Genomic DNA, 12,990 nt, shown 5'->3' with positions numbered 1-12,990 from the left:
CTTTTTCAAAAATATTACCCGAAAATCAGTTGGTTATTAGTTTCTGGATGGGCACCAGCTAGGTTTTGAGGAGCTTTGCAACTACGGTGCTATTGCATCATGAAACTGTCTGAACCATTGATTACAGTGAAGCAACGTATTTTGCAAGCAGAATTAAGCCCAATTGCCCTGGTTAAGGTGTCCTTCATAGGTGAAGCTTGCTGGGAAAACATACAAAATAAAGGGCTTTTAGGCACCCCAAACTTTCGAGCTTTTTGAGCAGGCGGGGCAACTATCGAAACATTGAGGCGCTATCCATCTCCACCCAAGCCACGGCTTGGATGGAGAATTTCGCGCTTTTCGTTAAATAAAAAGCCACCGCGAGGGTGGCTTTTTCATGACATCAGGCAAAAATCACTGACCCTTGATGGCTTTGCGGCCTGGGTAAGGTGCTTTGCTGCCGAGGATTTCTTCAATCACCAGCAGGCGGTTGTACTTGGCCACGCGATCCGAGCGGCACAGGGAGCCGGTTTTGATCTGACCGGCCGCAGTGCCTACAGCCAGGTCGGCAATGGTGGCATCCTCGGTTTCACCGGAACGGTGAGAAATCACGGCGGTGTAACCGGCTTCCTTGGCCATCTTGATGGCTTCCAGCGTTTCAGTCAGTGAACCGATCTGGTTGAACTTGATCAGGATGGAGTTACCCACGCCCTTTTCGATGCCTTCTTTCAGGATTTTGGTGTTGGTGACGAAAAGGTCATCACCAACCAGTTGTACTTTGCTGCCCAGTTTTTCAGTCTGGTACTTCCAGCCCGCCCAGTCAGATTCATCCTGACCGTCTTCAATGGAAACAATCGGGTAGTCTTCACAGAGTTTGGCCAGATAGTCACTGAAGCCTTCGGAAGTAAACTTCTGGCCTTCACCGGCCATATCATACTGACCATCTTTGTAGAATTCGGTAGAGGCACAATCCAGCGCCAGGGTGATGTCTTTACCCAGTTCATAACCAGCATCAGCCACTGCCTGCTTGATGACAGCCAGTGCATCAGCATTGGATGCCAGGTTAGGAGCAAAACCACCTTCATCACCCACAGATGTGCTCAGGCCTTTGTCTTGCAGAACTTTTTTCAGGGCGTGGAAAATTTCGGCACCGGCACGCAGGGCTTCAGCAAAGGTAGGCGCGGAAACCGGCTGTACCATGAATTCCTGAATGTCGACGTTGTTGTCGGCATGCTCACCACCGTTGATGATGTTCATCATCGGTACCGGCATGGAATACACACCGGGAGTACCATTGATATCAGCAATGTGTTCAAACAGCTCAACACCCTTGGCAGCCGCCGCCGCTTTGGCAGCAGCCAGAGACACCGCCAGAATGGCGTTAGCACCCAGCTTGGCTTTGTTGTCGGTGGCATCCAGATCCAGCATGATTTTATCGATGGCAGCCTGATGGGTGGCATCCTGACCCAGCAGTGCTTGCTGGATTGAGCCATTGACGTTGGCAACTGCTTTTAATACACCCTTGCCTAGATAACGAGCCTTGTCACCATCACGCAGTTCCAGCGCTTCGCGGGAGCCGGTGGATGCACCAGAAGGGGCGCAGGCGCTACCTTTAAATCCACCTTCCAGTACTACATCCGCCATCACGGTGGGGTTGCCGCGTGAATCCAGTACTTCACGTCCTTTGATCGCGATAATTTTAGCCATGAGTGGAAGTCTCCAGTTTTTGTCTGTCAGGTTAGCTTGATTAATCAGGGTTCAGTCGATGATCAGTTCCGGCAGGGATTTAACCAGATCATCCACTGCTTTCATCTGTTGTAAAAAGGGTTCCAGCTTGTTCAGTGGCAGTGCAGATGGACCATCACAACGCGCCTGGTCAGGGTTGGGGTGAGCTTCCAGAAACAGCCCGGCTATGCCCTGGCTGAGACCGGCACGTCCCAGTTCCGCTACCTGCTGACGGCGACCACCACTGGCGGCACCAGTTGGATCACGCATCTGCAGGGCATGAGTGACGTCAAAAATGATCGGGGCATTGCCAGCGACTTTTTTCATCACCCCAAAACCCAGCATGTCCACCACCAGATTGTCGTAACCAAAACAGCTGCCGCGTTCACAGAGCATCACCTGATCATTACCGCATTCGGCAAATTTTTCAATCAGGTTGCTGACTTGTCCTGGCGACATGAATTGGGGCTTTTTGACATTGATGGGTTTGCCAGTTGTAGCCATGGCACGCACCAGATCGGTCTGGCGAGCCAGAAAAGCGGGCAGTTGCAGAATATCCAGCACTTCGGCAGCCGGTGCAGCCTGGTCGATTTCGTGAATATCACTGATCACCGGTACCTGAAAAGTGGTTTTGATTTCCTGCAGGATTTTTAAACCTTCTTCCAACCCCGGTCCACGAAAGGAGTGGATGGAAGAACGGTTGGCCTTGTCATAACTGGCTTTGAAGACATAAGGGATGCCCAGTTTGCGAGTGACTTCAACATAGTGTTCCGCAACCTTCATCGCCATATCCCGCGACTCCAGCACATTCATACCACCCAGCAAGACAAAGGGGCGGTTGTTGGCGAGTGTCAGGTTGGTGATCTGAATCTGCTGCTGAATCATAGGGTGTTGCCGCTGTTTTTACGTTCAGCCTTGTGCGCCAGTGCGGCATTCACAAAACCGGTGAACAGTGGATGACCATCACGCGGGGTGGAAGTAAATTCCGGATGGAACTGGCAGGCAACAAACCAGGGGTGATTCGGCAGCTCCACCATCTCGACCAGTGCCTTGTCAGCGCTGCGACCGGAGATAATTAAACCGGCTTTTTCCAACTCACCAATAAATTGGTTGTTCACTTCATAACGGTGGCGATGGCGCTCCACTATGTTTTCAGCGGCATAGGTTTCACGAGCTTTGGTGCCGGATTCCAGATGACAGACCTGTGCACCCAGGCGCATGGTTCCACCCAGATCAGAATTGGTGTCACGGGTTTCAATCTTGCCTTCCGGGGTTAGCCATTCGGTGATCAGACCGACCACTGGATGCTGGGTATCCAGCGTGAACTCGGTGGAGTTGGCATCTGTCCAGCCAGCCACATTGCGGGCAAATTCAATCACCGCTACCTGCATACCCAGACAGATACCCAGATAAGGGATCTTGTTTTCACGGGCAAACTTTGCTGTGAGAATCTTGCCTTCCACGCCGCGCTCACCAAAACCACCGGGAATCAGGATGGCGTCTTTATCGGCCAGACGATCAGTGCCTTTGCGTTCAATTTCTTCTGAGTCGATGTAATCAATTTCGACCTTGGTGCGGGTTTTAATACCGGCATGTTGGATTGCTTCAATCAGCGATTTGTAAGCATCCAGCAGCTCCATGTATTTACCAACCATGGCAATTTTTACGGTTTTCTGTGGATTCAGCTTGGCATCCACCACCTGTACCCATTCGGTCAGGTCGGCGGGTGGGCATTGCAGGCCAAACTTGCTGACAACGATGTCATCCAGGCCCTGTTCGTGCAGCATACCGGGAATGCGATAAATGGTGTCGGCATCCGGCAGGGGGATTACTGCGTTTTCATCCACGTTGGTGAACAGGGCAATTTTGCGCAGCTCATTGGACTCAATGCTCACTTCTGAGCGACAAATCAGGATGTCTGGCTGAATACCGATGGAGCGCAGTTCCTTGACCGAGTGCTGGGTCGGTTTGGTTTTGGTTTCACCGGCAGTCTTGATGTAGGGCACCAGGGTCAGGTGCATAAACAGCGCGTGCTGGGAGCCAACCTTGACCCGCAGCTGGCGGATGGCTTCCAGAAATGGCAGTGACTCGATGTCGCCTACAGTGCCACCCACTTCTACCAGCGCCACGTCATAACCTTCGGCACCTTCCACCACACGGCGCTGAATTTCGTCGGTGATGTGGGGAACCACTTGCACAGTACCACCCAAGTAATCACCACGACGCTCTTTGCGCAGCACGTGCTCGTACACCCGGCCTGTGGTGAAGTTGTTTTTCTGGGTCATGCGGGAGCGGATGAAACGCTCGTAGTGACCCAGATCCAGATCGGTTTCAGCACCATCTTCGGTGACAAACACCTCGCCGTGCTGGAAGGGGCTCATGGTGCCTGGGTCTACGTTGATGTAGGGATCCAGCTTCATGATAGTGACCTTCAGGCCACGCGCTTCCAAAATGGCCGCAAGGGAGGCGGAGGCGATGCCTTTCCCCAGAGAAGAAACCACACCACCAGTCACGAAAATGTAACGCGTCATGAAAACCGTCCGAAAAATAGATCAGGTTCTGGCTTTGTTGAAGCCAGAACAGAAAACAGGGAGGAAGAGCATTTAGATGGGGGCACAGTTTAGCAGAAGCCAATAAAAATCCAAAGCAGGAAAGTCAATACTCAATCGTCCAGCCTGCTGCAACCAGCTTTGAACCGACCGCGATCAATTCTTTTTGCAACCAGATAAACACCAAGCGCTGGCGCTCCCAAGGCGGTAGATGCAGCTCTTGCAGCAGGCGTTTGACATCCCGCTGCCCACGGTTTTTCTGGCGCAGGGTTTCACCGCCCTGTCTGGCGCGAAGGGTGAAGGTGAGGCTGGCTGTAGGTAGTGAATCACTGGCAAGCAGCCGGAAGTTGATCAGGCCAACTGGAGTTTGGATGGGCATTTTGCCATCCCAGTCTTGTTGCCAGTTTGCTGGCAACGGTTGAAAGTATTCCTCTGGGGCAATAAAGAGCTGCTGTTGAAAACGTCTGGCTTCAATACGTTGTGTGGACTCCCCCCAACTGACCAGCGGGTTGGCATCCTTGCGTGCCAGACAGAGTTTATCCAGCTGCTCCCAAAGGGTGTGCCCCGGCAGGGTTAAACCACGCAACAATAACCAGTGGCGCAGCAGATTAAAACGGCGATGAGAGGACAAGGCCATAAGCGGCGGGATGCTAAGACTGGTTTCAGTGTTGCGGCAGGGTTGCAGATCCAGCTCGGCCAGTTCGCGGTTCAGTTGCTGGCTTTCCGTGGCGTGCTGGGTCACCCGAGCTAAATTCTGGCTGACCGCCGGAAAACGTTGTTGCAGTAGCGGTAGAACCTGCAACCTTAAAAAGTTGCGATCAAAATGGGTCTGCTGATTGCTTTCGTCCTCAATCCACTGGAGTTTTTCTGCGGTGGCAAAAGCCAGTAGTTCAGCACGAGGGATATCCAGCAGTGGTCGTAACAGCAGTCCCTGGCCCAGCGGGCGTTGTTTGGGAATACTGCTCAGTCCCAAGGTTCCGGCACCACGCAAGAGTCGTAACAGCAGGGTTTCAGCTTGATCATCCTGATGGTGAGCCTGCAGCAGTAACTCATCCGGTTGCAGTTGTTGTTCAAAAACACTGTAACGGGCTTTGCGGGCACGATCTTCCAGGCTGGCGCCCGGCCACTGGTTGGGATTTACGCATTGAATGCTGAGTGGAATACCGGCAGCATCACAAACTTCTTGACAAAAAGCCGCCCATTGGTCGGCATGAGGGGATAACTGATGGTGTATATGCAGGGCGCGGATCTGCAGTTGTGGGTGTTGCTTTTTTAATGGCTGAGCCCACTGTAATTGCCGGGTCAGCTCCAGCAGTACCCGAGAATCCATACCTCCACTGAAGGCGACACAGATTCGCCGGGTATCAGGGCCAAGGGCGCACTGCAGATGACCAAGAAGTGAACTCATAAGCCACGGAAGCGTCGCCCAGGATTCATCTCAGGCAAGATTCTGCAGAGATGAATAACTCATTAGGCGCTGATAACGCCGCTCCAGCAGGGTGTCGGTATCGTTTTTATCCAACTTGTTCAAAGCTTGAATCAAGGCTGATTTAAGACTGGACACCATTTGTTCGGGGTTGCGGTGTGCACCACCCAGAGGTTCGGGAATCAGTGTATCCACCAGTCCCAGCTCTTTCAGACGACCAGCAGTCAGCCCCATGGCTTCTGCTGCATCTGCTGCCTTGCCGGCACTTTTCCATAGAATGGACGCACAGCCTTCCGGTGAGATCACCGAATAGGTGGAATACTGCAGCATCATCAGCTCGTCACAGACACCAATCGCCAGTGCACCACCAGACCCCCCCTCACCAATCACGGTGGCAATGATTGGGGTTTTAAGACGTGACATGGCGGCCAGGTTAAAGGCAATGGCTTCTGACTGGCCACGCTCTTCAGCATCAATACCGGGGTAAGCACCAGGGGTGTCGATGAAGGTCAGGATTGGCATTTTAAAACGCTCAGCCATTTCCATCAGGCGCAGTGCCTTGCGGTAACCTTCCGGGCGCGGCATACCAAAGTTACGGCGTACTTTTTCTTTGACGTCGCGGCCTTTCTGGTGACCAATCACCATCACCGGGCGACCATCCAGGCGTGCCATACCGCCCACGATAGCAGCATCATCAGCAAAGTGACGATCACCGTGTAGCTCATCAAAATCGTCAAACAGTAGGTTCAGGTAATCCAGGGTGTAAGGGCGCATCGGGTGGCGCGACAACTGTGAAACCTGCCAGGCACTGAGGCTGGAAAAAATCTGCTCGGTCAGCTTGTAACTTTTTTCCTGCAAGCGGGAGATTTCATCGCTCAGGTTGACGTCTGAGTCATTACCCACCAGGCGCAGCTCTTCAATCCTAGCTTCCAAGTCGGCAATGGGTTGTTCAAAATCGAGGTAATTCAGATTCATGGTTATTTTGCCTGAGGACTCATGTTTTTTGCCCGAAACAGGGGTTCAGCTGCTGTTTACAGGTCAGAAATTTTGCCGCAACTTTTGGCGCGACTTTTACGGGCAACTTTTGCGGGCAACTATAGTCGAAAGCCGCGATAGACTCAAAAATTATGCAGAAATTTTTTGTGACGCGGCAGTTGTTTCTCCTTCGTTCAGGTAGATCAGCTGCACCTTGTTTCTACCCAGTAATTGCCGCAGCTCTTCCAGTAGCTGATCGTGGGGTACAACCTTCCAGCTGTCTGCTGCCTTGAGACATGCCCGACCCTGGCTGCAGGTGTAAACCAGTTGCAGCGGCAGGCCTTCATCTTTTAACAGGTGTTTTTGCAGACAAGTTGCCAGTTTCTGCAAAAGTTCAGGATAAAAATCATTTTCGTGAAACTGGATTTCCAGTGCCTTGGCAAACTTGCTGCGCGCTTCAGTAATTGGGGTGATGTCCTTGCAGCGCATGGACAGTCCACCCGTGAAGCTGTCTTCTCGGACTTCACCTTCAATAATCAGCAGGGCATCTTTTTGCAGTTGTTGTTTGTAGCGTTCGTAGTCCTCACCAAAAACCGAGATTTCGATACGCCCAGAGCGATCATCCAGGGTTAAAAAAGCCAGGGTTTCACCGCGTTTGTTTTTCATGGTGCGAAAGGCCACCACCAGCCCGGCAACACGCTGGGGTTCGCGTGAGGCTTGCAGAGCAGCAATTTTTTTGCTGACAAAACGTTTCAGCTCACTTTCGTATTCATCAATCGGATGACCTGTCAGGTAAAGTCCGAGGGTTTCCTTTTCTCCGGCCAGACGCTGTTTTTCAGTCCATTGTGGCAGTTTGCGCCAAGGGGCATAGGGGTCGTTACTGGTGGTGGTGCTCTGACCAAGATCACCAAACAGATCATCCATGCCAAGACTGGCGTTGCGGTTGGTCTGGTCAGCTGCCTTGGTGGCATCTTCCAGTGCAGCCATTAGTAGGTGTCGGCTGTCTGCCAGTTGATCCAGTGCACCACTGCGAATCAGCGCCTCAATGCTGCGTTTGTTCAGGCGCTTCATATCCACGCGCTGGCAGAAGTTGAACAGGTCAGTAAAAACGCCACCACTGGTTCGTGCTTCAACGATGGCTTCGACCGGACCTTCACCCACACCCTTGATGGCACCCAGACCGTAGATGATTTCACCAGCAGGATTGACGGTGAAACGCCAGCTGCCTTGATTGACGTCCGGTGGGGTGACGGTTAAACCCATGGCACGGGATTCCTCCACCAGCATCACCACCTTGTCGGTGTTGTTCATTTCCGTGGAAAGCACTGCCGCCATAAAAGGTGCGGGGTAGTGGGTTTTTAACCAGGCAGTCTGGTAAGACACCAGACCATAAGCGGCGGAGTGGGATTTGTTAAAACCGTAACCGGCAAATTTTTCCACCAGATCAAAAATCTGCCCGGCCAGCTGGCTATTGATGCCGTTTTGGGCGCTGCCTTCAAGGAACATGCCGCGCATTTTTTCCATTTCTTCGGGTTTTTTCTTACCCATGGCGCGACGCAACATGTCGGCACCACCCAGGGTGAATCCTGCCATCACCTGAGCAATCTGCATCACCTGTTCCTGATAAAGGATGATGCCATAGGTGGGTTCCAGTACCGGTTTAAGCATTTCCAACTGGTAATCCGGGTGAGGGTAAGCCAGTGCCGCCTGACCATGTTTACGCTGAATAAAGTCATCCACCATGCCGGATTGCAACGGGCCGGGGCGGAACAGCGCCACCAGAGCGATCATATCTTCCAGGCAGTCGGGCTTGAGCTTTTTGATCAGCTCTTTCATGCCACGTGATTCCAGCTGGAATACCGCTGTGGTTTCGGCTTTCTGGAGCAGGGCATAGGTGTTTTTGTCATCCAGAGGGATGCGGGTGATATCCAGTGGTGCTTCACCCTGCAGGGCGCGAATTCGATCCACATCACGAATTGCCCAGTCGATGATGGTCAGGGTGCGCAGACCCAGAAAGTCAAACTTGACCAGCCCAGCTTCTTCCACATCATTTTTATCAAATTGCACCACCAGTCCCTTGCCTTCTTCATCCGCCAGCAGCGGGGCAAAGTCAGTGAGTTTGGTGGGTGCAATTACTACACCACCGGCATGTTTTCCGGTACCACGAGTAATACCTTCCAGCTCCCGCGCCATTGCCCAGACTTCGTAACCTTCCTGATCCAGGCTTTCGAGCTCCTGTTCGGTCAGCTCTCGCTCCTTGGTGGCCTGGTAAGACTGCTCAAGTGCCTTGAGTTCTTCCACTTCTTCGGCGGCTTTTTCTAGTGTCATGCCAACTTCAAAAGGAATCAATTTGGATAGTCGATCGCCCACGGCATAGGGTTTTCCCTGCGCCCGCGCTACATCACGCACCACCGCCTTGGCAGCCATGGTGCCAAAGGTGACTATCTGGGAGACAGCATTACGACCATAGGTTTCAGCTACATAATCAATGACTCTATCTCGGCCATCCATACAAAAGTCGATGTCGAAGTCAGGCATCGAAACCCGTTCCGGGTTAAGGAAGCGTTCAAACAGCAGGCTGTATTCCAGCGGATCCAGATCGGTGATATCCAGTGAGTAGGCCACTAGTGAACCGGCACCGGAACCCCGCCCCGGCCCCACGGGCACACCGTTGTTTTTTGCCCAGCGAATAAAGTCCATTACGATCAGAAAGTAACCGGGAAACCCCATCTGCAGGATGGTGTCCAGCTCAAAATCCAGCCGGTCGCGGTACTTTTTTTCCACTTCGGCAAAGTTGTCCGGTTGTGGATTGTAGAGTTTGTCCAGGCGTCGAGTCAGGCCTTCATGGGAAATGTTGCGGAAGAACTCGTCCTGAGTCATGCCCTTGGGAATCGGATACTCGGGCAGGAAGTATTCACCCAGACGAACATCCACATTGCAGCGTTTGGCAATTTCCACGGTGTTCTGCAGGGCTTCCGGTAGGTCGGAAAACAGATCCTGCATTTCTTCGGGGCTTTTTAAGTACTGTTCTTCCGAGTAACGTTTTTCGCGACGTGGATCATCCAGAATACGTCCTTCACCAATACACACACGGGTTTCGTGTGCCCAGAAATCCTTGCGGGAGATAAAACGCACATCGTTGGTGGCAACCAGCGGGCAGTTGAGTTGTGTTGCCAGGGCAACGCTGGCATGCAGGCAATCTTCATCACCCTTGCGGGCGGTGCGTTGTATTTCCAGATAAAAGGCATTCGGGAATACCTGCATCCAATAACGGGTACGTTCTGCTGCCTGGGCAGTATGCCCGCCCAGCAGCAGTTGACCAATTTCACCGTCTTTGGCGCCGGACAAGGCCAGCAGGCCTTCCGGTTGCTGTTGCAGCCATTCCTGTTTGATGCGCGGTTGCCCCTGATGCTGCCCTTCTAACCAGCCGCGCGACAGGAGTTCAGTCAGGTTGCGATAACCCGTGTTGTTCATCGCCAGCAGGGTCATGCGGGTCGGAGGGCTGTTTTTTGTCTGCGGTTCCAGCCAAATATCACTGCCGATCAGGGGTTTGATGCCCCCGCTCTGCATAGTTTTATAAAACTTCACTAGTGCAAACAGGTTGCTGTCATCACTGATGGCTAAAGCTGGGTAGTTCATGCCTTGAGCCTGCTTGACCAGTGGTTTGAGGCGCACCAGTCCATCGTGCAGGGAGAACTCGGAATGCAGGCGCAGGTGAACGAAGGAGGTCGACATGGGTTTCCGCTGTTGGCAATCAAAAAAGCTATTCTAACTAAAAGCACCCTGCCTGTGCGAAAATGCCTCCATTCTGATCAGGATTGAACCATGGATTATTTATCAACAACAGAATCGGAATCCAGTGAAGCCGAGCAAGCACTGCACGATGTATTGGCTGCAATTCCCGCCGGGCTGGTGATGCTGGATCAACGCGGTAAGGTAAAACAGGCCAATCAGGCTGCGATCCTCTTGCTGGGTGAGCCTCTGGTGAAACAACCTTGGCTGGCGGTAGTGCAGCGTGCTTTTGCACCGCGAGAGGATGATGGGCATGAAGTGTCGCTGAAAAGCGGGCGACGTGTCAGTCTGTCAATCAGTTCCCTTTCTGCCGGGGGTGGACAGTTGATCCTGCTGCAAGATTTAACCGAGACACGGCAATTACAGGAACAACTGGCAAGACATGAACGTTTGTCATCTATGGGGCACATGGTGGCTTCTCTAGCGCACCAATTACGGACACCTCTATCCACGGCACTTTTATATGCCGGTCATTTGCAAAAAGAAGGCCTGCAGCAGGAACAGCAGCAGAAGTTTGCCACCCGTCTGAAAGGACGCTTGCAGCATATGGATCAACAGATCCGCGACATGTTGATTTTTGCGCGGGGAGAAACCCGCATGGCAAGGCGTATCAATCTGAGTGAGCTGATCCAGTCCTTGCAGGAGGCTGTGCTGCCGGTGATTGAAAAACACCAGTTGCAGTTTGCCTGGGAATTGCAAGTGAGTGAAGGTGAGCTGGTGGTCAGTCTGGACTCACTGGTGGGTGCAGTGCTGAATCTGGTTAATAATGCTGTTGAAGCGGTTAACCCGCCGCCGGATATGACGTTACATCTGGAAGTGGTGCATGATTTGCCGGGGCTGGATGGAGGGCATCTGTTGCTCTGTGTGGCTGATAACGGGCCGGGAATTGAAGAAGACAAGGTTCAAAAAGCCCAAGAGCCTTTTTATACTACCAAGTCGCAGGGAACCGGGCTGGGTCTTGCCATTGTTCATGCTGTGGTTGAGGCGCATCAGGGACGCTTCTGGTTACAATCTAGACCGGGGCAGGGTGTGCGCGCCTGGATTGCCCTGCCGATGGAGAGTTCCAACGTGGAAAACCCCAACAGTGACAAGGGAGCAAAAGATGCCGCAAGTACTGATCGTTGAGGATGATGCTGATCTGCGTGAGGCGCTGGAGGATACCCTGAGCCTTGAGGGTTGGTCTTATATCTCCGCCGAAAATGGTCAGGAAGCCTTGCTGATGCTGAAAAAAGAGCCGGTCAGCCTGATCGTTTCGGACGTTAGTATGCCAGTGATGGATGGGCATCGTCTGCTGGAGTCGGTACGGGAAAAATGGCCGGGTGTCCCGGTGGTGCTGATGACCGCTTTTGGCTCCATCAATCAGGCAGTGGAAGCCATGCGCAAAGGAGCTGCTGATTATCTGGTGAAACCCTTTGATCCTGATGTGTTAATTCGCGTGTTGCGGCCACTGTTGCAGGCACAGTCTAAAGTCGTACCCGGTGAAGCAGAGGGTCCGGTGGTGGATGATCCAGCCAGTCGTGAGCTGCTGAAACTGGCAAGTCGGGTGGCAAAAAGTGATGCCTCGGTGATGATTGGCGGAGAGTCTGGTACCGGTAAAGAAGTGCTGGCACGTTATATCCATCTGCAATCTGCGCGCGCGGATAAACCTTTTGTGGCGATCAACTGCGCAGCTATTCCTGAAAGCTTGCTGGAGGCCACGTTGTTCGGTTATGAAAAAGGTGCATTCACCGGCGCTAATGCCAGTGCACCGGGTAAGTTTGAGCAGGCTGATGGTGGCACTCTACTGCTGGATGAAGTCACAGAGATGCCGCCGGAGCTACAATCCAAGCTGTTACGGGTATTGCAGGAGCAGGAAGTGGAGCGGCTGGGTTCACGCAAGACTCTCAAGCTAAATGTACGGGTATTGGCAACCAGTAACCGCAATTTGAAACAAAGTGTTGCTGAAGGTTTGTTTCGTGAGGATCTATACTATCGGTTAAACGTATTCCCCTTGGCTTGGCCGCCGCTTCGTGAACGTAAAGCAGACATCGTGCCGCTGGCAAAAGCTCTGATTGTTAAACACGCCCAGCGCATGGGTGTTTCTCAGTTGCCAGGCCTGCACCCGGAAGCCGCAAGAAGATTGATGGAGCACAGTTGGCCAGGCAATGTACGAGAGCTAGAGAATGTGATGCAGCGAGCATTAATCCTGACGACAGGTGATCAGATTACGCTGGATAGTCTGGTCATTGAGTTTGAAGCTGCTGCCACTAGGTTGCCGGTGGTTCGTCAGGAGATTGTCAGTGAGGATCTGCGTGAAGACTTGCGTGAGCAGGAGTACCGCATAATTCTTGATGCTTTGCAGCAGGAGCGGGGCAAAAAAAAGGAAACAGCAGAGCGCCTTGGTATCAGTCCGCGCACACTTCGATATAAACTCGCAAGAATGCGTGATGAAGGTTTTTTACAGGAAGATTGATGGCTATAATTCTGCTCACCTTGCGCCATCATAATGTAACTTTGCGTTACATACATAGGCAGCATTTACAGATAAATTATGGGATCATAGAG

9 protein-coding genes are annotated in these 12,990 nt (G+C 52.5%); 3 read left to right on the top strand and 6 right to left on the bottom strand.

The window, feature by feature from the left end; genetic code table 11:
- The first annotated feature begins 99 nt into the window (after positions 1 to 99).
- Positions 100 to 258 carry a hypothetical protein gene (locus IBX50_RS01215; protein WP_292252703.1) on the top strand — a complete coding sequence of 53 codons (159 nt, stop codon included), beginning with the start codon at positions 100 to 102 and terminating at the stop codon, positions 256 to 258.
- A gap of 135 nt (positions 259 to 393) precedes the next feature.
- On the opposite strand, the gene eno is transcribed toward IBX50_RS01215, so the two are convergent.
- From eno to dnaE, 6 genes are all read right to left on the bottom strand, one after another.
- The gene (gene eno, locus IBX50_RS01210) at positions 394 to 1,686 is read right to left on the bottom strand and encodes a phosphopyruvate hydratase (RefSeq protein ID WP_292252701.1); all 1,293 of its coding nucleotides are present in this window, start codon (positions 1,684 to 1,686) and stop codon (positions 394 to 396) included.
- Positions 1,687 to 1,737: 51 nt separating this feature from the next.
- The gene (gene kdsA / locus IBX50_RS01205) at positions 1,738 to 2,589 is read right to left on the bottom strand and encodes a 3-deoxy-8-phosphooctulonate synthase (RefSeq protein ID WP_292252700.1); all 852 of its coding nucleotides are present in this window, start codon (positions 2,587 to 2,589) and stop codon (positions 1,738 to 1,740) included.
- On the bottom strand, positions 2,586 to 4,235 hold the full coding sequence (locus tag IBX50_RS01200; RefSeq protein ID WP_292252699.1) for a CTP synthase: 1,650 nt from the start codon (positions 4,233 to 4,235) through the stop codon (positions 2,586 to 2,588). Before IBX50_RS01200 ends, kdsA begins: the two co-directional genes overlap by 4 nt.
- Positions 4,236 to 4,359: 124 nt before the next feature.
- Positions 4,360 to 5,661 (bottom strand): tRNA lysidine(34) synthetase TilS, encoded by a 1,302-nt coding sequence (gene tilS, locus IBX50_RS01195; RefSeq protein ID WP_292252698.1) that lies wholly within the window; start codon positions 5,659 to 5,661, stop codon positions 4,360 to 4,362.
- Positions 5,662 to 5,691: 30 nt separating this feature from the next.
- Positions 5,692 to 6,654, bottom strand: a complete 963-nt coding sequence (gene accA, locus IBX50_RS01190; RefSeq protein WP_292252697.1) for an acetyl-CoA carboxylase carboxyl transferase subunit alpha — start codon at positions 6,652 to 6,654, stop codon at positions 5,692 to 5,694.
- A 150-nt stretch (positions 6,655 to 6,804) separates the two neighbouring features.
- On the bottom strand, positions 6,805 to 10,389 hold the full coding sequence (gene dnaE / locus IBX50_RS01185) for a DNA polymerase III subunit alpha (protein ID WP_292252695.1): 3,585 nt from the start codon (positions 10,387 to 10,389) through the stop codon (positions 6,805 to 6,807).
- A gap of 90 nt (positions 10,390 to 10,479) precedes the next feature.
- Between dnaE and IBX50_RS01180 the strand changes: the two genes are divergently transcribed.
- Together IBX50_RS01180 and IBX50_RS01175 are read left to right on the top strand one after the other, a co-directional pair.
- Positions 10,480 to 11,571, top strand: coding sequence for an ATP-binding protein (locus IBX50_RS01180; protein WP_292252694.1), 1,092 nt, complete (start codon positions 10,480 to 10,482; stop codon positions 11,569 to 11,571).
- Positions 11,549 to 12,898, top strand: a complete 1,350-nt coding sequence (locus tag IBX50_RS01175; protein WP_292252692.1) for a sigma-54 dependent transcriptional regulator — start codon at positions 11,549 to 11,551, stop codon at positions 12,896 to 12,898. Before IBX50_RS01180 ends, IBX50_RS01175 begins: the two co-directional genes overlap by 23 nt.
- Positions 12,899 to 12,990: the final 92 nt, after the last annotated feature.

The sequence above is a fragment of the Marinospirillum sp. genome (assembly GCF_014859565.1).
Note: the sequence above shows the minus strand (reverse complement) of the source record. Positions and strands in the feature narration are given on the sequence as shown.